The 25,192-nt window shown below is 32.8% G+C and carries 24 protein-coding genes and 1 other RNA gene; 23 read left to right on the top strand and 2 right to left on the bottom strand.

The window, feature by feature from the left end; genetic code table 11:
• Positions 1-8: 8 nt before the first annotated feature.
• The 8 genes from KA909_RS03285 to KA909_RS03245 all read left to right on the top strand — a co-directional run bounded on the left by KA909_RS03285 (position 9) and on the right by KA909_RS03245 (position 12,677).
• On the top strand, positions 9-572 hold the full coding sequence (locus tag KA909_RS03285; protein WP_210129956.1) for an SLOG family protein: 564 nt from the start codon (positions 9-11) through the stop codon (positions 570-572).
• Positions 573-582: 10 nt separating this feature from the next.
• Entirely contained in the window at positions 583-921 is a 339-nt protein-coding gene (gpsB, locus tag KA909_RS03280; protein WP_053029416.1) for a cell division regulator GpsB, read from the top strand.
• Between the two features lie 131 nt (positions 922-1,052).
• Positions 1,053-1,435, top strand: an RNA gene (rnpB, locus tag KA909_RS03275) — RNase P RNA component class B.
• Between the two features lie 120 nt (positions 1,436-1,555).
• Positions 1,556-2,689, top strand: a complete 1,134-nt coding sequence (locus tag KA909_RS03270; RefSeq protein WP_193839336.1) for a THUMP domain-containing class I SAM-dependent RNA methyltransferase — start codon at positions 1,556-1,558, stop codon at positions 2,687-2,689.
• Between the two features lie 165 nt (positions 2,690-2,854).
• Positions 2,855-3,493, top strand: a complete 639-nt coding sequence (locus tag KA909_RS03265; RefSeq protein WP_075108787.1) for an SDR family oxidoreductase — start codon at positions 2,855-2,857, stop codon at positions 3,491-3,493.
• A gap of 191 nt (positions 3,494-3,684) precedes the next feature.
• Entirely contained in the window at positions 3,685-7,128 is a 3,444-nt protein-coding gene (locus KA909_RS03260) for a dynamin family protein (RefSeq protein ID WP_210129955.1), read from the top strand.
• A gap of 16 nt (positions 7,129-7,144) precedes the next feature.
• Complete coding sequence (locus KA909_RS03255; RefSeq protein WP_075108789.1) at positions 7,145-8,023, top strand: 5'-3' exonuclease; 879 nt, start codon at positions 7,145-7,147, stop codon at positions 8,021-8,023.
• 562 nt (positions 8,024-8,585) lie between these two features.
• Positions 8,586-12,677: a YSIRK-type signal peptide-containing protein gene (locus KA909_RS03245; protein WP_228480712.1), complete on the top strand. Its 4,092-nt coding sequence runs from the start codon at positions 8,586-8,588 to the stop codon at positions 12,675-12,677.
• A gap of 68 nt (positions 12,678-12,745) precedes the next feature.
• Here the strand turns inward: KA909_RS03245 and KA909_RS03240 are convergent, their stop codons facing one another.
• Positions 12,746-13,147, bottom strand: a complete 402-nt coding sequence (locus KA909_RS03240) for a ribonuclease HI family protein (protein ID WP_075108496.1) — start codon at positions 13,145-13,147, stop codon at positions 12,746-12,748.
• Between the two features lie 456 nt (positions 13,148-13,603).
• The gene (locus KA909_RS03235) at positions 13,604-14,308 is read right to left on the bottom strand and encodes a queuosine precursor transporter (protein ID WP_070855625.1); all 705 of its coding nucleotides are present in this window, start codon (positions 14,306-14,308) and stop codon (positions 13,604-13,606) included.
• Positions 14,309-14,512: 204 nt separating this feature from the next.
• On the opposite strand from KA909_RS03235, the gene KA909_RS03230 reads away from it, so the two are divergent.
• The 15 genes from KA909_RS03230 to KA909_RS03160 all read left to right on the top strand — a co-directional run bounded on the left by KA909_RS03230 (position 14,513) and on the right by KA909_RS03160 (position 25,030).
• Positions 14,513-14,707, top strand: a complete 195-nt coding sequence (locus tag KA909_RS03230) for a zinc-finger domain-containing protein (RefSeq protein ID WP_075108495.1) — start codon at positions 14,513-14,515, stop codon at positions 14,705-14,707.
• A gap of 12 nt (positions 14,708-14,719) precedes the next feature.
• On the top strand, positions 14,720-14,971 hold the full coding sequence (locus KA909_RS03225; protein ID WP_053030822.1) for a NifU N-terminal domain-containing protein: 252 nt from the start codon (positions 14,720-14,722) through the stop codon (positions 14,969-14,971).
• 24 nt (positions 14,972-14,995) lie between these two features.
• On the top strand, positions 14,996-16,111 hold the full coding sequence (locus KA909_RS03220; RefSeq protein ID WP_193839338.1) for a conserved virulence factor C family protein: 1,116 nt from the start codon (positions 14,996-14,998) through the stop codon (positions 16,109-16,111).
• Positions 16,112-16,144: 33 nt separating this feature from the next.
• Complete coding sequence (gene brxA, locus KA909_RS03215; RefSeq protein ID WP_070855623.1) at positions 16,145-16,579, top strand: bacilliredoxin BrxA; 435 nt, start codon at positions 16,145-16,147, stop codon at positions 16,577-16,579.
• Positions 16,580-16,852: 273 nt separating this feature from the next.
• On the top strand, positions 16,853-17,809 hold the full coding sequence (locus tag KA909_RS03210) for a thymidylate synthase (RefSeq protein ID WP_075108493.1): 957 nt from the start codon (positions 16,853-16,855) through the stop codon (positions 17,807-17,809).
• 52 nt (positions 17,810-17,861) lie between these two features.
• Entirely contained in the window at positions 17,862-18,341 is a 480-nt protein-coding gene (locus KA909_RS03205) for a dihydrofolate reductase (RefSeq protein ID WP_193839340.1), read from the top strand.
• 26 nt (positions 18,342-18,367) lie between these two features.
• The gene (fakB2, locus tag KA909_RS03200) at positions 18,368-19,213 is read left to right on the top strand and encodes a fatty acid kinase binding subunit FakB2 (RefSeq protein ID WP_075108492.1); all 846 of its coding nucleotides are present in this window, start codon (positions 18,368-18,370) and stop codon (positions 19,211-19,213) included.
• Positions 19,214-19,335: 122 nt separating this feature from the next.
• On the top strand, positions 19,336-19,863 hold the full coding sequence (gene msrA, locus KA909_RS03195; protein ID WP_193839341.1) for a peptide-methionine (S)-S-oxide reductase MsrA: 528 nt from the start codon (positions 19,336-19,338) through the stop codon (positions 19,861-19,863).
• Positions 19,856-20,284: a peptide-methionine (R)-S-oxide reductase MsrB gene (gene msrB, locus KA909_RS03190; protein ID WP_053030843.1), complete on the top strand. Its 429-nt coding sequence runs from the start codon at positions 19,856-19,858 to the stop codon at positions 20,282-20,284. Before msrA ends, msrB begins: the two co-directional genes overlap by 8 nt.
• A 12-nt stretch (positions 20,285-20,296) precedes the next feature.
• Positions 20,297-20,797, top strand: coding sequence for a PTS sugar transporter subunit IIA (locus KA909_RS03185; RefSeq protein ID WP_075108490.1), 501 nt, complete (start codon positions 20,297-20,299; stop codon positions 20,795-20,797).
• Complete coding sequence (locus KA909_RS03180; RefSeq protein ID WP_053030848.1) at positions 20,797-21,018, top strand: YozE family protein; 222 nt, start codon at positions 20,797-20,799, stop codon at positions 21,016-21,018. Before KA909_RS03185 ends, KA909_RS03180 begins: the two co-directional genes overlap by 1 nt.
• A 292-nt stretch (positions 21,019-21,310) precedes the next feature.
• Positions 21,311-22,783 (top strand): S41 family peptidase, encoded by a 1,473-nt coding sequence (locus tag KA909_RS03175; protein WP_193839342.1) that lies wholly within the window; start codon positions 21,311-21,313, stop codon positions 22,781-22,783.
• An 18-nt stretch (positions 22,784-22,801) separates the two neighbouring features.
• Positions 22,802-23,305 (top strand): GNAT family N-acetyltransferase, encoded by a 504-nt coding sequence (locus tag KA909_RS03170; RefSeq protein ID WP_053030854.1) that lies wholly within the window; start codon positions 22,802-22,804, stop codon positions 23,303-23,305.
• An 18-nt stretch (positions 23,306-23,323) separates the two neighbouring features.
• On the top strand, positions 23,324-24,391 hold the full coding sequence (locus KA909_RS03165; protein WP_193839343.1) for an undecaprenyldiphospho-muramoylpentapeptide beta-N-acetylglucosaminyltransferase: 1,068 nt from the start codon (positions 23,324-23,326) through the stop codon (positions 24,389-24,391).
• 18 nt (positions 24,392-24,409) lie between these two features.
• Complete coding sequence (locus tag KA909_RS03160; RefSeq protein WP_193839344.1) at positions 24,410-25,030, top strand: phosphatase PAP2 family protein; 621 nt, start codon at positions 24,410-24,412, stop codon at positions 25,028-25,030.
• Positions 25,031-25,192 lie beyond the last annotated feature (162 nt).

The raw sequence follows: 25,192 nt of genomic DNA, 5'->3' as shown, positions 1-25,192 counted from the left end.
TCGCACAAATGAAAACTGTGTATGTTACAGGATATAAATCATTTGAGTTAAATATATTTAAAGATGATGCACCTGAAGTCTATTATTTAAAAGCATTTCTCAAGCACAAATTACTTCAATATATTGATGAAGGTCTTGAATGGGTCCTCATCCAAGGTCAACTTGGTATTGAATTATGGACTGCTGAGGTTGTTATCGATTTACGTTCTGATTATCCAGAATTGAAATTAGGCATTATAACACCATTTTACGGACATACGCCGAAGTGGAATGAACAAAATCAAATGAAGTATAATAAGATTGCGCAAGAAGCTGATTTTATGGAAAGTGTTCATCATTCAGAATATGAGGGGCCGTATCAGTTCAAACAAACAGATCAATTTATGCTAGATCACTCTGATATGTCTTTACTTATATATGATGATGAGCAAGAAGGAAGCCCGAAATTCTTTAAAAGGATGTTAGTTGATTTTATAGATAAAACAAACTATACTTGTGATATTGTGGCATTTGATGAACTCACTGATTTTATAAATGACATGCAGTGGGAGCAAGATCAAAGTTTCGAATGAGGTGGAAAAAATGGCAGATGTTTCTTTAAAGCTTTCAGCAAAAGATATCTATGAAAAAGATTTCGAAAAAACTATGGCCCGTGGTTATCGTCGTGAGGAAGTAGATGCTTTCCTAGATGATATCATTACAGACTATCAAAAAATGGCTGATATGAATAATGAAGTTGTAAAATTGTCTGAAGAAAATAACAAACTAAAAAAAGAAGTTGAAGAATTAAGACTACGAGTGGCAACATCAAGACCTTCTGACAATAAATCATTTTCTTCAAACAACGCTAATTCATCAAACAATAATGTTGATATTTTAAAACGAATTTCTAACTTAGAAAAAGCTGTATTTGGAAAGTAATGTAAGCGTCTTTAGATTTAATGAATGTAATAATAGGTAACTATTGTGTAGTGTCATTTTCACTAAACAATAGTAAATCTACAAAAATATCTGTAATAGTATAGATAATTATGATATAATCGCAAGAGTGATATTTTGGGTAATCGCTATAGCAATATAGAGGAAAGTCCATGCTCACACAATCTGAGATGATTGTAGTGTTCGTGCTTGATGAAACAATAAATCAAGGCATTAATTTGACGGCAACGAAATAACCTAAGTCTAATGATACGGTTAAATTAGTTTGAAAGTGCCACAGTGACGTAGCCTTCTTAGAAATAAGAAGGGTGGAACGCGGTAAACCCCTCGAGTGAGCAATCCAAATTTGGTAGGAGCACTTGTTTAGCGGAATTCAACGTATAAACGAGACGTCTTTATCGAAATATAAAGATATGTAGACAGATGGTTACCACCGACGTACCAGTACAACTAGTGTACGATATGAGTACAACGGTACAGAACATGGCTTACAGAAATATCATGAACTAGTTTAGCTCTCCCATTGATTGGAGAGCTTTTATTTTTTTCTAATCATACATAAGATTTTAAATATTTGTTAACATATAAATGTAATTATAAAAAAGGAGATCACGTCATGTTCCAATTATTAGCAGTTTGTCCTATGGGATTAGAGGCTGTTGTTGCCAAAGAAATTCAAGAACTCGGATATGAAACACAAGTTGAAAATGGGCGCATCTTTTTCGAAGGTGATGCTAAAGCGATTGTAAAATGTAATTTATGGTTGCGTACAGCTGATCGTATTAAAATCGTAGTTGGCCGCTTCAATGCCAAAACATTTGATGAACTTTTTGAGAAGACGAAATCATTACCTTGGGAAGACATTATTGATAAAGAAGGCCAATTTCCTGTTCAAGGTAGAAGTGTTAAATCTACACTTTATAGCGTGCCAGACTGCCAAGCAATTACAAAAAAAGCAATTGTGGAACGCTTAAAGAAAGCATACGATGAAAAAGGTTGGTTAAACGAAAGTGGCGCGAAATATCCTGTTGAAGTAGCTATTTTAAAAGATAACGTCTTACTAACCATTGATACATCAGGCTCTGGTTTGAATCGACGTGGCTACCGAATTGCTCAAGGGGAAGCACCGATTAAAGAAACATTGGCTGCAAGTTTAGTTCGATTAGCAAATTGGAAAGGAGATACACCTTTCATTGATCCATTCTGTGGTTCAGGTACCATTGCGATAGAAGCTTGTTTAATTGCTCAAAATATCGCACCTGGATTCAATCGTGATTTCGTTTCTGAAGAATGGAATATTATGCCACCTAATATATACGATGAAATGAGAGACGAAGCTGATCAGCAAGCAGATTATGATAAAGATATTCAAGTATTTGCATCCGATATAGATCCTGAAATGGTTGAAATTGCTAAACGTAATGCTGAAGAAGTCGGCTTAGCAGATATTATTCAATTTAGCGTGAAAGATGTTAATACATTAACGATTGATACGGATAACCCTGTTGCTTTAGTTGGGAACCCTCCGTATGGCGAACGTATTGGGGATAGAGAAGAAGTTGAAGAAATGTATCGTTATATTGGTAAGTTGATGAATCAACATGCACATCTATCAACCTACATTCTTACTAGCAACAAAGAATTCGAATTCTTAGTTAATCGAAAAGCGACTAAGAGAAGAAAATTATTCAATGGTTATATTGAATGTACGTATTATCAATATTGGGGTAAAAAACCAACTAAGATATAATTTTTATTAAATTTGTAAATTTTTCTTGATGTATCTAATAATATTTAATTAATTTAATCAATTCATTAGCGCTCTTATTATTACTGATGTAAAGTGATAGTAAGAGTGTTAAATTTAGATACAATTACATATATTTTTATACATCATAGTTAGGAGAGAAATCATATGCAAACAGTTTTAATTATTGGCGCAAACGGTAAGGTCTCTATCGAGGCTACTAAAATATTTTTAGAGGATTCAAATTTTAATGTTGATTTATTTTTAAGAAATGCACATCGAATTCCAGATTATGCATCAAATCGAGTGACAGTATATGAAGGCGATGCAAAAAATGCGGAAGATTTAGAACAGGCATTAGATAAAGTTGATGTTGTCTTTGCGAGCCTATCTGGTTCATTAGATGTTGAAGCACAAGCGATTGTAGATGCAATGTCTAAAAAAGATGTAAAACGTCTAATCTTTGTAGCTGCCCCTGGGATTTATGATGAATTACCGCCTAAATTTAATGCATTTAATCAATCTCAATTTGGAGAAAAATTAACTAAATATCGTAAAGCCGCAGACATTATTGAAGCGTCAACACTAGATTATACAATTATACGTCCTGCTTGGCTTACATTTAAGAATGAAACAGATTACGAAGTTACTTCAAAAGACGCTCAATTTAAAGGAACAGAAGTTTCACGTCGAAGTGTTGCAAGTTTAGCTGTCCGCATTGCTAAAAACCCAGAACTGTACTCAAAAGAAAATATTGGTGTTAATAAACCTAACACTGATGGAGATAAACCTGCTTGGTTTAATTAACAATTCTTTATATTTGTTTCAAACTAGTGTTGTGATAAAATTTAATAAATAGGTAGCTTGGCAGAATTGATATTGTAATGCCGTTCATTCAATTCTATAGAATACTACCATTTTTAAAATAGCCTGTTACATTTAGTATGTCTCAGGCTCTTACTTTTTTATTAGAATGTTTGAAATAAAGGGGACTTAGCATGGCTAATAATGAACAACTGGATATTTTATATAAATTAAAAAAGGAAGTTGAAAAATCTAAAAACTCAACTTTAGTACATACCATTAATCAAGTCATTAAAAAAGTATATTTAAATCAATATACTGCTTCTTTTGTAGGACACTTTTCAGCGGGTAAATCAACTTTAATCAACTTATTATTAGAACAAGATATTCTTCCAAGTTCACCAGTACCAACAACAAGTAATACAGCAATTGTATCTGTTTCAGATAAACAAGGTATTATAGCTAATTTAGAAAATCAACAATATTCTAAATTAAAAACTTATGATGAAGTTAAAAAAATGAACCGTTTAAATGTAGATGTAGAATCTGTTGAGATTAATTTTCCATCTACAAAATTTAAAAATGGCTTCACTTTGCAAGATACACCTGGCGTAGATTCAAACGTTGCTACACATCAATCCACTACTGAACAATTCATGTACACAAGTAATATTCTATTCTATACAGTAGATTATAATCATGTACAATCAGCCTTAAATTTTCAATTTATTAAACGAATGAATGATGTAGGGATTCCTGTCATCTTTATCATTAATCAAATTGATAAACATAATGAAGATGAAATTACTTTTGAAACTTTTAAAGAGAGAGTCAATAAGTCAATTGAGGATTGGGAGATTAATCTAACAGATATCTTTTATGTGTCTAAATTCGATCACCCTGAAAATGAACTATCACGCCTCTCTCAGTATTTAATAGAGAAAGATAATAATAGAGAAGCTATTGAAGATTATGTCAATCGTACAGTGAAATTCATTACAGAAGCACAATTAGGATATATTCAAAATGAGCGACAAGATATATTGGAACAACTTAACATTAATGAAGATGAATTGGAACAAGCTTATGCCAAGTTTCAACAAAATCAAGCTGTTAGCGAAGAAGCTAGACTTTTGAATAATCCTGATCAATTATTAAGCTTTTTAAAACAAAAGCGTAAAGATGTATTAGATAACGCATATATAATGACGCATGACATGCGTGAAGAAATTAGACAATACCTTGAAAGTATGAGTGACGATTTTAAAGTTGGAGGCTTCTTAAATAAAAAGAAGAAAAAGCAAGAAGAACAAGAAGCGCGGCTACAAAATGTTGTAACTAAATTACAAGATAAGATGAATCAACAAATTCGACAACCACTAAGAGAGGATATGTCGTTCTTAACTCGCTTTATTAATAATTCCGAGGTGAATCATGACATTCTAAATCAGCATTATGATATTGATTCAAGTTTAATTTCAAATTTATATCAACCTCAAACGAGTATAAGTAATACGTATATACTTACTTTCAGTGATGACGTGCTAAAAGCAATCAGAAATGATGTAGAAAAACAATCTAATCCATTGTTTGATAAAGCAATTAAGTATACACAAGCGCAAGATTTAACTGAGGAGACGACTGATGACTTACAAATTTACGAGCATTATCTAGAGTTACAAAATTTAAAATCATCTCTAACTACTAAGAATTATTTACATTATTATATCCATATGGAAGATTCTTTAGATAAATTAATAGGTAGAACTGAGGCAAATTATGTTCTAGAAGATACCGAACAGGCTACCATAAACGATGAGGACGCATCAAATCATCATTCGAATGTCAATAACATTAATGAAGTTAATATTCAAGCAGCATTGGATATTATTAATCCTGTACCTTTATTTGAAAGAACGAAAAAAGATATTAAAGATACATTAGAACGATTAGACAATAAGTTAGTTAAAATTGGTGTATTTGGCACATTCAGTGCAGGTAAAAGTAGTTTAATTAACGCTTTATTAGGGGGACAATATTTAGTAAGTTCACCAAATCCAACTACTGCAGCGACGACTGAATTATCATATGGAGAGAATAGTCAGATTACACTTAAAACTGAAGAACAACTATTAAGCGAACTTAATCAACTGATTGAATATCACGATGTTTCTTTTGACACACTTGACTCATTTATCAATTCTGATATTCAACGTTTAAAGCGTAAATTAGAAAAGAACCAACTTGCCTTTGTAAGCGCAGTTCACAAACATTATTCGATGTATAAAGATATGTTAGAAGAAGGTGCTAAACATGTGATTTCTCGAGAAGAAATTAAGAAATGGAGTGCCGAAGATGAATTCGCTTCATTTGTTAAGACTGTCCATATCAATTTACCGATAGAATGGCTTAAAGGAAAAATCATTGTTGATTCTCTAGGTTTACATTCTAATAATCAACGACATACAAATGAAACTGAACAAATTTTGACTTCATCTGACTTAATTTTATATGTGAGTTATTTTAATCATTCCTTTACAGATAACGATAAACATTTTATTGAACATATGAAAGAAATGAATCAACTTAATGAAAATCAAGCATTTAAAATGGTCATCAATGCGGTAGACTTAGCAGAAAGCACTGATGATTTAAACGCTGTGAAACATTATGTTAAAGATGCGCTCACTCAAGTCAACCTAAAATCAGATATCTTTGGCGTTTCAAGTAGACAAGCACTGAAACAAAGTGATGAAGGCATTAATCAATTACGACAAAGTATTGATCAATTTGTAGAAATAGATTCAAATCGTATATTAGAACAACAAATGGTTAAGCAGCTTGAACAAATCAATCTTTCATTTAAAGAAATGATTAATGACTATCAAACAAACCAATCTCATATTGAGCAACGTCAACAGCAATTAAAGCAATATCAAAATAAGCAAAGATTATCAAATCAATTGTTAATGACTACGGAACAACATACTAATAATGAGGTTGAAGATCAGATTTATCATTTAAATGGAAGATTAAAGTTACAATTATTAGATGATGTTAAAAGTGTTTATAATAGTCAAATGACTCAAAATAGTGATTTTAATGATGAAAAGAAAATTTCTTCTAAAACATTTTTAAACCAAATTCATCAACGCCTGTATTTGGAACAAAGTCTATTAGTTGAGCGTATAAAAAAATATTATAATCATCAACTTAGCGATCAAGTCGCACCAATACTACAAAAATTAAACCAATTGCATGTGTTTATTAATCCTGAGTTTAATGTCACGCCTGAATTTACTGAAAAAGCATTTTTACGTATAGATTTAAACGATATGCTTGCTGCATTACCTAAACAATTAACTAAACGAAGAATTCTTAATCCTAATACTCAAAGAGCATTGCAAGAACAAATTAGTATAAGCACACTTGAATTATTACAAAATCAAATGAGTGAATTCAGACAAGCATTAATTCAATTTGTTGCCTCAATGAATGAAGAGGCAGAAGATAAATTTGCGCAACTTGAAGGTGCGATTCAAAGCCAAATTGATGAATTAGTATCATTTAATTTGGACAATACTTTAATTGAACAATTACAAACAGCGCATCAAAAATTAAATGCACTATTAAAATAGAAAGAAGGCACAATCTATGGAAAATCGTGTCCTATTAGTGGATGGAATGGCTTTACTTTTTAGACATTTCTATGCAACTAGTTTACACAAACAATTTATGTATAATTCAAAAGGGGTACCAACTAATGGTATCCAAGGATTTGTCAGACATATTTTTACAGCGATTAATGAAATTAAACCTAGCCATGTTGCAGTTTGTTGGGATATGGGACAATCAACATTTAGAAATGAGATGTATAGTGCTTATAAGCAAAACCGTCCAGCGCCTCCAGAAGAACTCATACCTCAATTTGATTATGTCAAAGACATTTCAGATCAATTTGGTTTCATTAATGTAGGTATGACAAATTATGAAGCTGATGATGTTATAGGTACGCTTGCAAAATCTTTTTCAAAAAATAATGAAGTTCACATCATCACTGGAGACAAAGACATCTTACAATGCATCAATGAAAAAGTAGAAGTGTGGCTAATTAAAAAAGGATTTAACATATATAATCGCTATACTTTAACACGTTTCAATGATGAATATCAGTTAAATCCGCAACAACTGATTGATATTAAAGCATTTATGGGTGATAGTGCAGACGGATATCCCGGTGTAAAAGGGATAGGCGAGAAAACAGCTCTCAAATTAATTCAAACCTATGGAAGTGTCGAAAATGTGCTGTCTAATATTGATAAATTAACACCTGCACAACGCAAGAAAATTGAAAGTGATAAAGATAACTTAACTTTATCCAAACGCCTAGCCGAAATATATACTGACGTACCACTTAATAGTATTGAAATATATAAAGATATGGCTTACGCACATTCAATTAATCACATACTTTCAATTTGTAATGAACATGAACTATATGTATCAGGTAAATATATTTCATCGAAGTTATAACGGACGCAATGAATCTAGAACATATATAAAATAATGATGTATTTTGGAAATTTGCAGTAGCTGACTGAACTGAGAAGGCGCTTAAACCGAGCTTTTCTCAGTTCTACTCATCTTTGCGGGAGGGGGTCCTAGCAAAGCGCATTTTACTAAGATATTTTATAAACAAAGCAAGATAGGAGTGGACGATGAATTTTAAAAGCATTCCGTTCCACTCTTTATTTTTTCATTAATTTTAAATGCCGCTCAATTCATAAATTAATTTATTTTATTGACAAAAATTCTAATTCACAGTGAATTGAATTAGTGCTACAATTAAAGAGAACAACAATTGAATTGTTCATTTCATAATGATAATTGAAATTTAATACCCGAGAGGAGTTGTAAAACTTTTGTCGAGTAATTTTTTTGTGTTTAAGTGACACTTAAAATTTTGACAATAATAACGGTAACTTAATTATCAACCTTTTGATATTGAGCTATGTGTTATCGGAATTACTTTTCAATCAAACTCATAACATCAACATCAAGAATATACAACATAGAATAGGAGAGACGCGCATCAATGAATCATCGAGATAAATTGCAGAAATTCAGTATCCGAAAGTATGCAGTGGGAACATTCTCAACTTTAATTGCCACGCTCGTATTTCTAGGGACGCATACGGATCAAGCGCATGCAAGTGAGAATGCTAATGCTACCGTAGAAAAAGCTAAGACGAATACTGATACACAAGCAAACCGAGACATAAATAGTTTTCAAAATGATGCAACAACAATTCAAAGTAAGCAAACGTTAAATGCAACTGTAGATAATAATAATCAGTTACAGCAAATTGATAAGCCTTCCACTGAAAAAAGCGCTTTGAACTCTAAGACTGATGACAAAGTATTAACTGATACATCAACCTCTTCTAATAAAGAAATAAAAGAGGAACGTTCATCTGTCATTCAAAATGAAACATCAGAACCGCTTAAGTCTAAGTCGTCTTCAGTTGCAAAAGATCAATTAACTCATCAACAAACGCAGTCTTCTAATTCAAAACCATCTCAACAAATAGAAGATAAATCAGATAAACACCAAATAACGGAATCAGACAATAAGCCAAATGTAGACCCTAAACATTTAACTAAAGTGTCTCATCTTACTCAAGAAATCCAAAGCAAGATACCAGAAGCGAGTGCTTTAGAACCAACTAATTCTCGTATTGAGGAAGCTAGACAATTAGTTATAGAAAGTAATCATCTTACTCAATCTAGTAATGTATCACAACAGTCCCTTATTGATTTAATTAAAAGGCTAGAACGCACTCGTAATTCATTAGCAAATATTATTACGAGATCACATTCAGGTAAACGTGACCCAAGAAATGGCCAACATATTACACCAGGTAGTAATTTTAGATTTACTACATTAAACGGGCGTTGGAATTCAGGTAGAAACGTTATTGTGTATCAACGTAACTATGCTTCATTACCTGATGGTAGAGCCCTTGGAACTGGTCAACAAGCTAACGGTGTAGAAAGTATTACATCAAGAAAAACAGTTATGCGTGCATATTATAAACATGATGGTAACTCTAAATACTTAGTTTATGATGTATTCTTTAATAATGACGGAATTAACTTCATACCTCCCGGTTCTCAACATCGTTTAGGTATGGCTTTACTATTACCTTACAAAGTTATGAAACTTAATTCAGATGGTTCATTTGCTAGTGATTCAGTTAGAAATCTTTCTTACGCAGCATATGAAAGAAGAAGTGGTCATAATAGTTTATTGAGTGAATCACCTAGTGATTTCATTATCGATCCAGATAATAGTACTCAAGTGATTGATATGCTAAGAAGTAATCAACGTGATTTCGGTCATACAACATTTTATCTTAGTTATGGTGTTCGTCCAGGTAGAAGCTTTAATGCAGATGCTAACGAATATTTCCATTCAAATAGAAATAATCCTGATTTAAGAAGAGCAGTAGAAGATCAAAGAGGGAAATTTAGTGGCTGGAACTATGGTATTGGGATACAAGTAGACCCTAACCATCCTGAAGGCGCCAATCGTGCATATCATATGCATCTTGAAGTTAAATTAAGAGATAACGTGACTACAGCAGAATTAGAAAATGCATGGTCATATGCCAATACAGCTGCAATGGGTGGTACAAGTAAATCTGCTTATACAGTTTTATCAGGTCGTATATTACCAGAAGATAGTGCATTACCTTCAATTGAGAACCAACCACCAGTAAAACCCGTTATTAATTCAAATTTAGTAGGTAAAGCGACGACAGTATCAGTTATCGATGTCTCTACTGACCCAAATACTAAAGTTGAGATTTTCGATAAAAACGGAAATAAAATTGGAACAGGAACAACAAATGCTAGTGGTCATGCATACATTACACCAACAAGTCCCATTCCTGAGGGTAATGTCACTGCCAAAGCATACAATCACAGTGATGAATCAAAAGTTTCGACGTCTGATCCAAAATTCGCATCAGATACAACACCACCATCTACACCTGTGATTAACACAAACTTAGTATATAAAGCTGGAACATTAACACCAATTGATGTTTCTACTGACCCTAATTCACATGTTGCATTAATCGATAAGAATGGCCGAATTTTTGGTGCTGGTACGACAGATGCTAGTGGTCATGTCATTATTACGCCAGATCGCCCAATCCCAGAAGGTAATGTAACTGCGAAAGCAACAGATAATGCCTTACATCCGAATAGTTCAGTTTCTAATCCAGTTCAAGCGACAACGTTAATTCCAGTAATAAAACCCGTTATTAATACGGATGTTTCAGGTAAAGCATTTTCTTCACCTGTCATAGATATTACAACCACACCAAACACGCGTGTCGAATTATTAGATAAACATAATAATGTTATTGGACGAGGCATTACCGGCTCAAATGGTCATGCATACATTACACCTGACCATTATCTATTTGAAGGTAATATTACAGCAAAAGCATATGATCAAATAGATGCAACTAATAACGCAACATCTGATCCAAGACATGTTACAGATACAACACCACCTAGAAAACCGGTTATTAATACTAACTTAGTAAATAAAGTTGGAACAAGAACGCCAATTGATGTTTCTACTGATGTATTAACAAGAGTAGAAATTTTTGATGAGAATGGAAAGAGTTATGGCGTTATCATCACAGGCATAGATGGTCACGGAATCATTACACCTAGAGAACCATTACCATTGGGTAAAATATTCGCTAGAGCTTCAGATGGCGCAGAAACACCAAATACAATAGATTCAGATCATGTACCAGTAACAGATACAATTCCACCTACAGTGCCGACAGTGGATACAAACCTAATTGGTAAAGCAACGACGTTAACACCAATAACTGTTACAACTGACCCTAATACTAGAGTAGATTTGATCGATAAAAATGGTCATATTATAGGTACTGGCACAACTGATAAAAATGGTCATGCAATTATAACACCTACTAAATTAATTCCTGAAGGACCTGTAACAATCAAAGCTACAGATCATGCGGAACATCCAAATAGTTCAACGTCTGATCCAATTGAGGCTACAGATACAATACCTCCTTCAATACCAAAATTAAATACAAATTTAACTGGCAAAGCTTACACACTAACACCGATATCAGTGACTACTGATCCACTCACTAAAGTAGAAATCATCGATGATAAAGGGAATGTAATTGGAAGTGGCGTGACTGATGAACATGGTCATGCATTAATTACACCTACTAAGCTAATTCCAGAGGGTAATATTTATGTTAAAGCAACTGATAATGCAACTCATCCAAATAGTTCTATTTCAAAACCAGTTAAAGCGACTGATACAACACCACCACCTGTACCTAAGGTCAATGGAAGTTTGAAAGGTAAAGCGGGAACAAAAGATCCAATTGAAATTATTACTGAACCGTTTACTCATGTAGAAATACTTGACGGTAAGGGGAATGTAATTGGAAGTGGTATAACTGATAAAAATGGTCATGTGGTTATCACACCTAATAAACCATATCCAGAAGGAACAATTATTATTAAAGCAACCGACAATGCGCAACCACCTAATAGTTCATTCTCGAAACCTATTAATGTAACTGATACAACAGCACCAAAAGAACCAATCATTAAAACGAGTCTAATTCATAAAGCTAAAACTAAAACACCTGTCAGCGTCACTACTGATCCTAATACTTTAGTAGAATTACTTGATAAAGACGGACATGTGATTGGCTCATCTACAACAGATGATAAAGGCAATGCAATTATAATACCTAATACGCCAATCCCAGAAGGTAATGTGATAGTTAGAGCTACAGATCACGCTGAACATCCGAATAGTTCATTATCAAAACCAGTTAAAGCTACATTGTCTGATGATGACAAAAATAATCGAAATCGAAAAAATGTTAAGGTTGATCAAAGTGATTCAAACTATGGTCACCAAAATTTAAATGGTCAAGATAATCATAACTCAAAAGATCACATTTCAAATAAACACAATCATAATGGTATCCAAACATTACCTAACACAGGTCTCACACATAGCGATGCATCATCTACAGCTTTATTTACTGCATTACTAGGTGGTTTAGCATTATTAACAAAACGACGTAAAAAAGAGCATAAATAGATAGTTGACGATCTAAAGTTATACCCCCCTAATTAATTCTAAATTAGGGGGTATGTTACATTTTTATATTATTTTTTCCTTTTTGTCAGTTTGAATAAAGCTTGTTGAGCATGTTGATTTGCTTCTTTGTTTTGTTCTCTAGGAACCCACTTTACAAACAACAATTCAAAGCTCTGCTCAAGTATTTCTAAATTTTCAAAATAGGGCTTGAATCGAATGTTTTTTACAAACCCTTGATTGACACTATCTTCAATCAATTTCGAATCTGTATATAATAGCGCATTCATTACATTCAGCTCACGAGCATGTTCAAGTGCATAAATTAAGGCAGCCCATTCCGCACTATGATTATCCATTTCACCTAAGTCATGCGTATATACATATTTCTTATCATCTTCCTTAATTACTATGCCACATGTACTTCTTCCAGGATTGCCTTTAGTCGCTGCGTCGAAGTAAATTTTCGCCATAAAAAATTTCACCTTTTCATCAAGTCATTGATTTAATCATAACAAATTAAAAATGAATAGAATAGAAAGAGAATGGGACATAAATAATATAATTATGCTATTTTGCAATTTCGCAGTAGCTGACTGAACTGAGAAGGCGCTTCAATCAAGCCTTTCTCAGTTATAGTCATCTCTGCGGGCGAGGCCCCAACAAAGAGAATTTCACTAAGAAATTCTACAAGCAAAGCAAGTTGGGAGTCGGGGCCCCAGCAAAGAGAATTTCATCAAGAAATTCTACAAACAAAGCAAGCTGGGAGTGGACGACGAATCTAAAAAGAATTCTGTCCCACTCCCAAGTTAGTGAAATACGCTCTATTACGTATTATTAAATTCATTAACATATAAATATAGCTTGGATTGAGTGTCCCAGCTAAGCATATTTTGAGGAAAAAGTCTTACAACCACAGTGTGTTGCATTTAATATCCTTCATCTAATTTATGAATTCGACCTTTACGATACATAGATTTAGCTACATAACCGAATGGTACGTTGAAAATTGTCGAAATTAGTTTTAATAAATACGTTGTTATAAATATTTCAAATACAACCATATTTGGTAAAGTACCTGCAAAAGCAATTGTAACGAACAGTGCTGTATCAATAATTGAACTTAACATTGTGCTTCCGTATGCACGTATGATAAACGTCTTATCTGAACTAAATATTTTCTTAATAGCAGAAAAGATGAATACATCAACATGTTGTCCAATTATATACGCAATAATTGAACCTAATGCAATTCTAGGAACTAAATCAAAAATCGTTGAGAGTGATTTTTGAGCCATATCCTCAGGTGCTGGTATAAAATGAAGAGACATTTGCATCACAATGATCATGACCAACGTGGATGAAAAGCCTAACCACACAGCTCTTTTAGCAACTTTGCGCCCATATATATCATTTAAAATATCTGTTGCTAAATAAATTGACGCAAACATCACATTACCTAAAGTAGCAGATATGCCAAAAATATGAACTGTTTTTATTACTTGAATATTAGCAATAATAGTTCCAATTGCAACCCAGGCAATTAAACCTTGTTTACCAAAACATCGGAACATTACCACCATTAAAATAAATGTAACAAGAAACGATGCTACACCAAAAATCTCATTATACATAAAAATCCTCCTAAATTTTGATGATGCGGGTGTTTAGAAACCGCAAAAACAACTTATTTATTTTATAGCAATTTATTGGCAATTGCAATAACCATAATCACTTACATAATCATTTATCAATTATTAAATCGATTATTTCAAAATAACTCCAAATTAAGTTATACTTGTTCCATGCTTATAATAAAGTAATACTGTGCTTAAGGAGTGACGGTTATACTTACACATTCCGAAAAAAATGCAATTGATAAAATTGATGAATTAATGAACACTTATTGTGATAAATGCTTACTAAAAACACATATAAGAAAAACAGAAGGTAAAACACAGGCACACCATTTCTGTATTTCCGAGTGTTCAATTGGTAAACAAATCAAACAATTAGGAAATGAACTTCAATAGGAGGTAAGGACTATGCATATCGTTTCAATCGAAGAAACACCAAATCATAACACTATGAAAATAAATTTAAGTGAAAAGAGAGAAGATAATAAATCTAATACATTTACTTCTGCACAAGAAGGGCAACCGGATTTTATAAATAACTTATTTGAAATTGACGGTGTAAAATCAATATTTTATGTTATGGATTTTATTTCTGTTGATAAAGAAGCCAATGCAGATTGGAATAATGTACTACCACAAATTCAATCTACTTTTGAATAAAGCTTTATAAGGGGACATGTAGTTATGGAAATTGTACGAGTAGAGCCAACACCAAGTCCTAATACAATGAAAATCGTCTTGTCTGAAAAGAGGGAAGACAATAAATCTAATACATTTACACAAATAGATGAGCATCAACCTCAATTTATTAATGATTTATTAGCAATCGATGATGTCAAATCTATTTTCTACGTAATGGACTTCTTAGCTATCGATAAACAACCGAAATCTGATTGGGAAGTGGTCTTACCTCAAATCACTTCAACATTAAATAACGAATCATCTATTGATAGTGTTCAACAACCTGATGAACATTATGGTGAAATTAAAGCTGAGGCACTTATGTTTAAAGGCATCCCTTATCAAATTAAACTGACTACCGCTTCAGAAGAACGTCGCGAACAAATGCCAAACCATTTCGTTGATAGAATGTTAAAGACACAAAAAGACGGTGACAATGTTGTATTCTTACGTAAGTGGGAAGATCTTGGTATTAGATATGGTGAATTAGATGACGTTATGCATGAAGTATATGAAGAAATGATTGCACTATACCCAATTGAAAGGTTAGACGCGCTCGTTCAAACTGCATTAGAAACGGATATTGTAGTACCACAACAACAGTATCATCATGTTACTGTTAACGAATTTAAAGCAGCGTCTGATTGGAAAGATAAATTAAGAATGCTTAAAGCATTTCCATCACCAACAGTCGAAGATATAGATTTATTAGACCTAGCTTTACAAGAAGAAAAGGCACCATTAAGACGACAAGCCATTGTATTAATCGGCATGATTGAAGATAAAGAAATCCTTCCATATTTATATAAAGGCTTACATGATAAAAGCCCAGCAGTTAGACGCACCGCTGGAGATTGTTTAAGTGATTTAGGGTTTAAAGAGGCATTACCAGAAATGGAACAAGCTTTAAATGACCCACAAAAAATAGTCCGTTGGAGAGCGGCAATGTTTTTATTTGATGAAGGTGGACCAGAGCAGTTATCAAGTTTAAAATCACACGCCGACGATTCTGCCTATGAAGTTAAACTTCAAATAGAAATGGCAATTTCTAGAATTGAAAAAGGCGATGAAGCGTTAGGCTCTGTATGGAAACAAATTGCAAATCGCAATAAGTCATAAATTTCAAGAAAAACTAAAATAGGAGTGGAAATAATGAATCCTTATGAACAATATATGAAAGAATTAGCTCAACAAATGCGAGCTGAACTTACTGAAAATGGTTTTAAAAGTTTAGAAACAAGTGAAGATGTATCAAATTATATGAATAGTGTTAATGAAGAAGATACAACATTTGTAGTAATTAACTCTACATGTGGTTGTGCTGCTGGTTTAGCTAGACCCGCAGCTGTTGCAGTAGCTGAACAAAATGATAAAAAACCGACAAACAAAATCACAGTATTTGCTGGTCAAGACAAAGAAGCAACTCAAACAATGCGTGACTACATCCAACAAGTGCCTTCTAGTCCATCATATGCATTATTCAAAGGGACAGAATTAAAGCATTTTATTCCTAGAGAGCATATTGAAGGCCGTGACATTCAAGATATCTGTATGGATATTAAAGATGCATTTGATGAAAATTGTTAAGAAACCTATTTGAGTTTTTAGTCAATGCTAAATGCTTAAATTCACTATAAACTTGTTAAACAATTAACCATTTTGACTCTACAGCTTAGAAATTTCAAATCACTACTAAATGGCATTATCTATGAATACGTATTCATTAAAGATTGACTTACCAATCCCAAATATAAAATTAATAGTTAATTTTATATTTGGGATTTTTTTATTTTAATTTTATAAGTACGTATTATCTAGTATAATAATTAGTAATATAAACAATTCTAGGAGATGAACAAGATGTTAAATTCATTTGATTCAGCCTACCATGCTCTATGTGAAGAAATATTGGAAATTGGCAATCAACGTGATGATCGTACGCATACAGGTACTATATCTAAGTTTGGTCATCAATTACGTTTTGATTTGACCAAAGGTTTTCCATTACTTACAACGAAGAAAGTATCGTTTAAACTTATAGCTACTGAATTACTATGGTTTATTAAAGGCGATACAAATATACAATATTTATTAAAATATAATAATAACATTTGGAATGAGTGGGCATTTGAGAAATACGTACAATCAAATGATTACCACGGACCTGATATGACTAATTTTGGACATAGGGCGCTCCAAGACGAGGACTTTAATAAACAATACAAAGAAGAAATGTCTAAATTCAAACAACGTATATTAAATGACGATGCATTCGCTAAAAAGTACGGAGATTTAGGTAACGTTTATGGTAAACAATGGCGAGATTGGGTAGATAAAGAAGGTAATCATTTCGATCAACTTAAAACAGTAATTGATCAAATAAAGCATAATCCAAATTCTCGACGCCATATTGTTTCAGCATGGAATCCTACAGAAATTGATAGCATGGCCCTGCCACCATGTCATACGATGTTCCAATTTTATGTTCAAGATGGTAAGTTAAGCTGTCAATTGTATCAACGTAGTGCAGATATCTTCTTAGGTGTACCGTTTAATATCGCGAGCTATGCATTATTGACACATTTAATAGCAAAAGAATGTAATCTAGATGTAGGAGAATTTGTTCATACATTTGGTGATGCTCATATTTATTCTAATCATATTGAAGCAATTCAAACACAATTATCTAGAGATAGTTTTGAGCCACCAACCCTAAAAATCAATTCTGATGCTTCAATTTTTGAAATCAATTATGAAGATTTGGAGTTAGTTGGATATAACGCACATCCTGCTATTAAAGCACCTATAGCAGTGTGATAAACAAAAGTACTAATTTAATCTAAATAAATTATAGATACGGAGGGGAATTATGACTTTATCCATTTTAGTTGCACACGATCAACAACGCGTCATAGGCTATAAGAATGATTTACCATGGCATTTGCCTAATGATCTGAAACACGTAAAAAAACTATCAACTGGAAATACATTGGTAATGGGAAGAAGAACCTTTGAGTCAATTGGTAAACCGCTTCCTAACAGAAGAAATGTCGTTTTAACGAGTGATACATCTTTTAACGTCGAAGGTGTAGATGTGATTCATTCTATTGACGATATTTACAACTTAAAAGGTCATATTTTTATCTTTGGCGGTCAATCATTATTTGAAGAAATGATTGATAAAGTAGATGATATGTACATTACAGTAGTCGATGGTAAACACCAAGGTGACACATTTTTCCCACCTTATACATTTGAAGAATGGGAAGTAGAATCATCAGTAGAAGGAGAACTAGATGATAAAAACAGAATTCCACATACATTTCTACACTTAGTACGTAAACATTAAATTAAATTGATTAACCGGAGGCACTTATGACTAAACAAATTATCGTGACTGATTCTACATCAGATTTATCACATGACTATTTAAATCAACATAATATCCACGTTGTACCTTTAAGCTTAACGATTGATGGTAAATCATTTGTCGATCAAATTGACATTTCATCTGAGGCATATATCCAACGCATTGAAGAAAATGCAGATGTTAAAACAAGTCAACCACCAATCGGTAAATTTATTGAATTATATGAAGAACTTGGTAAAGAAGATGTTGAAATTTTTAGTATTCATATGTCATCAGGTCTAAGTGGAACATATCAAACTGCTCTTCAAGCCAGTGATATGGTCGACACTAAAGTAACCGTGATTGATTCTAAATCCATTTCATATGGACTGGGATACCAAATTCAACGTCTTGTTGAACTCATAAATACTAATCTTTCACCAAATGAAATTGTTGATAAACTTAAAGAACTACAAAAAAACATCAAGCTTTTTGTTGTTATTGGACAGTTAAATCAATTAATCAAAGGTGGACGCATAAGTAAGACTAAAGGGTTGATTGGTAATATTATGAAAATCAAACCTATCGGTACATTAGAAGATGGGTATTTGGAAATTGTGCATAATGCACGAACACAAAATTCAAGCATACAATATTTAAAAAAAGAAATTTCAGAATTTATTGATAAACATAAAATTAAATCTATTGGTGTTGCTCACGCTAACGTACTTGATTTTGTTGACAAACTTAAAACACAGTTTGACGAAGCATTTGGGCAGCAAACATATGATGTAAATGTAACTACGCCAGTTATATCAACGCACACTGGTCAAGGTGCAATTGGTTTGGTTGTTGTTCGTGAACCAAACTAAACACGTATTTTATTACTTGCTTCCTATTTATATTAAATAAATAAAAGTATCGTTGTGAGTAGATTACTTTAAATTAACAAAGTTATATCGTAAATTTAATAAATGACAGAGGAGGTAATAATATGGCATATGCAACATTAGCTGGAGGATGTTTCTGGTGTATGGTTAAACCCTTTACATCATATCCAGGAATTGAGGATGTCGTATCTGGATATAGTGGAGGACATGTTGAAAATCCTACGTATGAACAAGTTTGCACTAATCAAACTGGTCATAGAGAAGCCGTGCAAATTCAATTTAATTCTGACATTACGTCCTTTGAAAATATCTTAGATGTGTATTTTAAAACATTTGACCCAACAGATGCTGGTGGTCAATTTTTCGATAGAGGCGAAAGTTATGAACCAGCTATCTTTTATCACGATGATGAACAAAAGAAAGCAGCAGAACTTAAAATTCAACAACTGAACGAGGAAGGCATTTTTAAAAAACCGGTTATAACACCAATTCTTCCTTATAAGAATTTTTATCCTGCAGAAGCATATCATCAAGATTATTATAAGAAGAATCCTGCACACTATGAGCAATACCAACGTGGATCAGGAAGAAAATCATTCATCGAAACACATTGGGGGTCTCAAAATGATTAAAAAAGATAAGCATGAACTAAATGACATGGAATATCTTGTTACTCAAGAAAATGGTACTGAACCTCCATTTCAAAATGAATATTGGAATCATTTTGAAAAGGGGATTTATGTAGATAAAATTTCAGGCAAACCATTATTTACTTCTGAAGAAAAGTTTGAATCTAACTGTGGTTGGCCAAGTTTTTCGAAAGCGCTTGATGATGATGAAATCATTGAACTGGTTGATAAAACATTCGGCATGGTTAGAACTGAAGTTAGGTCAGAAGAAGCTAATAGCCACTTAGGACATGTATTTAATGACGGTCCTAAAGAAAGTGGTGGATTACGCTATTGTATTAATTCAGCAGCAATTCAATTTATCCCTTATGATAAATTAGAAGCGCTAGGCTACGGTGATTTAATTCCACATTTTGAAAAATAGGAGTGACTAATAATGTTTAAAAAATTATTCGGTAAAGGTAAAGAAGTTAATAAAGAAATTGAAATTTATGCACCATTAACTGGTGAATATATCAATATTGAGGATATCCCAGATCCAGTTTTTGCACAAAAAATGATGGGTGAAGGATTTGGTATTAACCCAACTGAAGGAGAAGTAGTTTCACCAATCGAAGGTAAAGTTGATAATGTATTCCCTACAAAACACGCAATTGGTCTTAAAGCAGATAACGGTTTAGAAATTTTAGTTCATATTGGATTAGATACAGTTCAATTAGATGGGCAAGGTTTCGAAATCCTAGTAAGTAGCGGTGATACTGTACAAGTTGGTGACCCTTTACTTAAATTTGATTTAGAATATATTAAAAATAATGCGAAAGATGTCATTTCACCAATTATTATTACAAATTCAGATCAAACTGAATCAATTCATGTTAATGATGTTAAAGCAGTGATTAAAGGTGAAACTAAAGTCGTAGATGTGACAATGAGCTAATGAAAGAACATTCTTTTTATCAATTTGCGCTAACAGCTAGAGGTCGTAAAGATAGCAAAGGAGATTTAGCTGAAGAAATATTTAATGATTTATCTTTTCCTAAACATGAAAAAGATTTCAATCAATTATCTGATTATATCGAAATGCAAAGTGATATAACATTACCGATGTCAGTATTTGATGATTTATATGAAGAATATACAGAATGGCTGAAATTCTAAATTTTAAATAGTCAATCCAAGTATATATAATTTTATATTTTGCATTGTACATTCGCATTAGTTGACTGAATGAAATGTGTATTTGAAACAAGGTATTAATTCCAGTTAACCTTGCCGGGGTGGAACTCTGAATTCACAACGAATTCTGTTCCACTCCTTTATCATTTTTATGTGTAAATAGCTATCTGTTTTCTAATAAGTTGCGTTTATGTTTAAATAACGACATACTTATATTATCTTTTTAGATGAAATTAATATAAATACATACGATGTTATACGAGGAAGTGGTTTTATGAGTCATCATTCTGAGGAGAGACACAATCATGTTGATGCCAAACAAGATATTGATAAATCTTCAAATAAGAAAATTCGATTTAAAACTTGGCAATTCATATTACTTATATTAGGAATTATAATATTAACGGCTGGAATAACAGTTGCCGCTACAATAGGTATTAGTCACAAAATAAGTGGATTAAATAAAGATGAACGCCAAGAAATGAAGAAAATCGAGTATGCCTACAAGACACTTAATAATGATTATTATAAGAAACAAAGTGCTAGCGATTTATCTGAAGCCGCTATTGATGGCATGGTAAAAGAACTCAAAGATCCATACTCTGAGTACATGACTAAAGATGAGACGAAAAGTTTCAATGAGGATGTTTCAGGTGACTTTGTAGGAATTGGCGCTGAAATGCAGAAAAAAGATAAACAAATCATGATTACTAGCCCAATGAAAGATTCACCTGCCGAAAAAGCCGGTATACAACCTAAAGATGTTGTAACTAAAGTGAATGGAAAATCGGTTGTAGGTAAGCCATTAGACCAAGTAGTTAAATTAGTTCGAGGTAAAGAAGGAACAACCGTCAAATTAACGATCAAACGTGGTTCACAAGAGAAAGATATTAATATTAAGCGTGGAAAAATTCATGTAAAAAGCGTGGAGTATAAGAAAAAAGGCCATATCGGTGTCTTTACAATTAATAAATTCCAAGATAATACTGCTGGAGAACTCAAGTCAGCAATCATAAAAGCACATAAAGACGGTGTGCGCAATATTGTATTAGATTTAAGAAATAATCCTGGTGGTTTACTTGATGAAGCAGTTAAAATGGCGAATATCTTTATTGATAAAAATCAAACGGTTGTCAAACTTGAAAAAGGTGACGATACTGAATCAATTAAAACGTCGAATGATGCTACAAAAGAAGCGAAAGACATGAAAGTCAGTATTTTAGTAAATGAGGGCTCTGCAAGTGCTTCTGAAGTCTTTACAGGTGCTATGAGAGACCACCATAAAGCAAAAGTTTACGGTTCAAAAACATTTGGTAAGGGAATAGTACAAACAACTCGTGAATTCAAAGATGGTTCATTATTGAAATATACTCAAATGAAATGGTTAACACCTGATGGTCATTATATTCACGGTAAAGGTATCCAACCTGATACTAAAATTGCATCACCTAAATATCAATCTATCAGTGTCATTCCTACTGATAAAACATATACTATGGGTGATAACACCAAATATGTAAAATCAATTAAAATTGGCTTAGACGCATTAGATTATGACGTTGGCGATGAATCAAATCAATTTGATACGCAATTAGAAACAGCTATAAAATCATTCCAATCAGACCACCAATTACAAGTGAATGGTAAATTTGATAAAGAAACCAACGAGAAATTCACACAATTATTAGTTGAAAAAGCTAATAAAGAAGATAAAGTATTAGATGATTTAATAAACAAACTAAAATAAAGAGGTGTTTTTAAAACAATGATTAGGTTAGGTAAATTACAAGATATTTCACAAATAGAGGCATTAGTTGAGGAAGCTAAAGCATTAATGAAAGAATTTAATAATAATCAATGGGATGATAAATACCCAGTGTCAGAACATTTTGAAGAGGATATCAAAGCTGAAACACTATATGTTTTAGAAGAAAATGATACAATTTATGGCTTTATCGTGGTCGACCAACAACAATCAGAATGGTATGATGATTTAGAATGGCCAATCGAACGTCAAGGCGCCTATGTCATTCATAGACTTGCTGGCTCACAACAATACAAAGGTGCAGCTACAGCATTATTTGATTTTGCTGTAAAGTTAGCTGAAGATCATAATATCCATGTTATATTAACAGACACGTTTGCTTTAAATAAGCCAGCGCAAGGATTATTTGAAAAATTTGGTTTCATCAAAGTCGGTGAAGCAGAAATTGACTATCATCCATTTGATAGAGGTGCACCATTCTATGCATATTATAAAAATATTTAAGAATAGAGGTTAATTACTATGTCTAAAATAGCATTTACCGGTGGCGGTACTGTTGGACATGTTTCGGTCAATCTAAGTTTAATTCCAACAGCTACTGATAAAGGACACGACTCATTTTATATTGGTTCTAAAACAGGTATTGAACGTGAAATGATTGAATCACAGTTACCTAATATTAAATATTATCCAATATCTAGCGGTAAATTACGTCGATATTTATCAGTCGATAACGCGAAAGACGTATTCAAAGTTTTAAAAGGGATAATTGATGCACGTAAAGTATTAAAAAAAGAAAAGCCAGACTTGCTATTTTCTAAAGGAGGATTTGTATCCGTTCCTGTAGTCATAGCAGCACGCTCATTGAATATACCAACGATTATCCATGAATCAGATCTAACACCTGGTTTAGCTAATAAAATTTCATTAAAATTTGCTAAAAAAATCTATACTACGTTTGAAGATACTTTGAAGTACTTGCCTAAAGAAAAAGCTGACTTCGTAGGCGCTACGATTCGCCAAGACTTAAAAGAGGGTAATCAAGCACGAGGCTATCAATTAACCGGTTTCGATGATTCTAAAAAAGTATTACTTGTTATGGGCGGTAGTTTAGGTAGTAAAAAACTAAATCAAGCTATCCGTGAAAATTTAGAAGCCTTGCTTCAAGATTATCAAATCATTCATTTAACTGGACATGGATTAGTAGATAATAGTATCGATGCAAAAGGCTATGTTCAATATGAATTTGTAAAAGAAACGTTAACGGATTTACTAGCTATTACAGACACTGTCGTGAGTCGTGCAGGATCTAACGCAATTTATGAGTTCTTAACATTGCGTATTCCTATGTTATTGATACCATTAGGACTTGATCAATCTCGTGGGGATCAAATCGATAACGCAAAGAATTTCGAATCTAAAGGCTATGGTAGAACGATTCCTGAAGACCAGCTTACACAAGTTAAATTATTGGAACAACTTAAAGATATTGAGCATAATCGAGAATCGATTGTGAAACAAATGGAGACATACAACGAAAGTTATACCAAAGAGGATTTATTTAATAAAATTCTACAAGACGCTTTATAAACTCAGGAGGTGTAGACAATGAATCATGCAAAACGTATTACCTTATTAATCGTTTTTACATTAATATTTGGTATCATTGCATCCTTCCATGAGTCTAGATTGGGTAGATGGATTGATACAGAAGTGTATGAATTTATTTACTCATCCGAAAGTTTTATCACTACCTCAATCCTTTTGGGGGCCACGAAAATTGGAGAAGTATGGGCCATGGTATGCCTTTCATTGATGCTTGTCGCTTACTTAATGTTAAAACGTTTTAAAATCGAAGCACTGTTCTTCGTGATTGTCATGTCACTATCTAGTATATTAAATCCATTATTAAAAAATATCTTTGACCGTGAGCGTCCAACGTTATTGCGACTAATAGATATATCAGGATTTAGTTTTCCTAGTGGTCATGCTATGGGCTCAACATCATTCTTTGGTAGTGCAATGTTCATAGCAAATCGACAAGCAAATGGCAATAATAAAGGTATTATTATCGGATTATGTGCACTATTTATTCTTCTTATTTCTATTTCAAGAGTATATCTAGGCGTGCATTATCCTACTGATGTCATTGCTGGCATAATTGGTGGTGCTTTCTGTATCGTCCTTTCAACTTTAATACTTAAAAACCACTTATATCCAACCATTTAAACAAGAGGCTGGCACAAAAAATAATATAATGAAGCTATTTTGCAAATTCGCAGTAGCTGACTGAACTGAGAAGGCGCTTAATTCAAGCTTTTCTCAGTTCTAGTCACCCTTGCGGGCGGGGCCCCAACAAAGAGAATTTCACTAAGAAATTCTACAAGCAAA

Source organism: Staphylococcus sp. GDX8P54P (genome assembly GCF_017893165.1).
GTDB lineage: Bacteria > Bacillota > Bacilli > Staphylococcales > Staphylococcaceae > Staphylococcus > Staphylococcus borealis.
This window is presented reverse-complemented; position numbering and strand designations above follow the sequence as displayed.

Coding starts and splice junctions, on each gene's coding strand:
- KA909_RS03285 (WP_210129956.1), top strand. CDS start 9: ATGAAAACTGTGTATGTTACAGGATATAAATCATTTGAGTTAAATATA.
- gpsB (WP_053029416.1), top strand. CDS start 583: ATGGCAGATGTTTCTTTAAAGCTTTCAGCAAAAGATATCTATGAAAAA.
- KA909_RS03270 (WP_193839336.1), top strand. CDS start 1,556: ATGTTCCAATTATTAGCAGTTTGTCCTATGGGATTAGAGGCTGTTGTT.
- KA909_RS03265 (WP_075108787.1), top strand. CDS start 2,855: ATGCAAACAGTTTTAATTATTGGCGCAAACGGTAAGGTCTCTATCGAG.
- KA909_RS03260 (WP_210129955.1), top strand. CDS start 3,685: ATGGCTAATAATGAACAACTGGATATTTTATATAAATTAAAAAAGGAA.
- KA909_RS03255 (WP_075108789.1), top strand. CDS start 7,145: ATGGAAAATCGTGTCCTATTAGTGGATGGAATGGCTTTACTTTTTAGA.
- KA909_RS03245 (WP_228480712.1), top strand. CDS start 8,586: ATGAATCATCGAGATAAATTGCAGAAATTCAGTATCCGAAAGTATGCA.
- KA909_RS03240 (WP_075108496.1), bottom strand. CDS start 13,147: ATGGCGAAAATTTACTTCGACGCAGCGACTAAAGGCAATCCTGGAAGA.
- KA909_RS03235 (WP_070855625.1), bottom strand. CDS start 14,308: ATGTATAATGAGATTTTTGGTGTAGCATCGTTTCTTGTTACATTTATT.
- KA909_RS03225 (WP_053030822.1), top strand. CDS start 14,720: ATGCATATCGTTTCAATCGAAGAAACACCAAATCATAACACTATGAAA.
- KA909_RS03220 (WP_193839338.1), top strand. CDS start 14,996: ATGGAAATTGTACGAGTAGAGCCAACACCAAGTCCTAATACAATGAAA.
- brxA (WP_070855623.1), top strand. CDS start 16,145: ATGAATCCTTATGAACAATATATGAAAGAATTAGCTCAACAAATGCGA.
- KA909_RS03210 (WP_075108493.1), top strand. CDS start 16,853: ATGTTAAATTCATTTGATTCAGCCTACCATGCTCTATGTGAAGAAATA.
- KA909_RS03205 (WP_193839340.1), top strand. CDS start 17,862: ATGACTTTATCCATTTTAGTTGCACACGATCAACAACGCGTCATAGGC.
- fakB2 (WP_075108492.1), top strand. CDS start 18,368: ATGACTAAACAAATTATCGTGACTGATTCTACATCAGATTTATCACAT.
- msrA (WP_193839341.1), top strand. CDS start 19,336: ATGGCATATGCAACATTAGCTGGAGGATGTTTCTGGTGTATGGTTAAA.
- msrB (WP_053030843.1), top strand. CDS start 19,856: ATGATTAAAAAAGATAAGCATGAACTAAATGACATGGAATATCTTGTT.
- KA909_RS03185 (WP_075108490.1), top strand. CDS start 20,297: ATGTTTAAAAAATTATTCGGTAAAGGTAAAGAAGTTAATAAAGAAATT.
- KA909_RS03180 (WP_053030848.1), top strand. CDS start 20,797: ATGAAAGAACATTCTTTTTATCAATTTGCGCTAACAGCTAGAGGTCGT.
- KA909_RS03175 (WP_193839342.1), top strand. CDS start 21,311: ATGAGTCATCATTCTGAGGAGAGACACAATCATGTTGATGCCAAACAA.
- KA909_RS03170 (WP_053030854.1), top strand. CDS start 22,802: ATGATTAGGTTAGGTAAATTACAAGATATTTCACAAATAGAGGCATTA.
- KA909_RS03165 (WP_193839343.1), top strand. CDS start 23,324: ATGTCTAAAATAGCATTTACCGGTGGCGGTACTGTTGGACATGTTTCG.
- KA909_RS03160 (WP_193839344.1), top strand. CDS start 24,410: ATGAATCATGCAAAACGTATTACCTTATTAATCGTTTTTACATTAATA.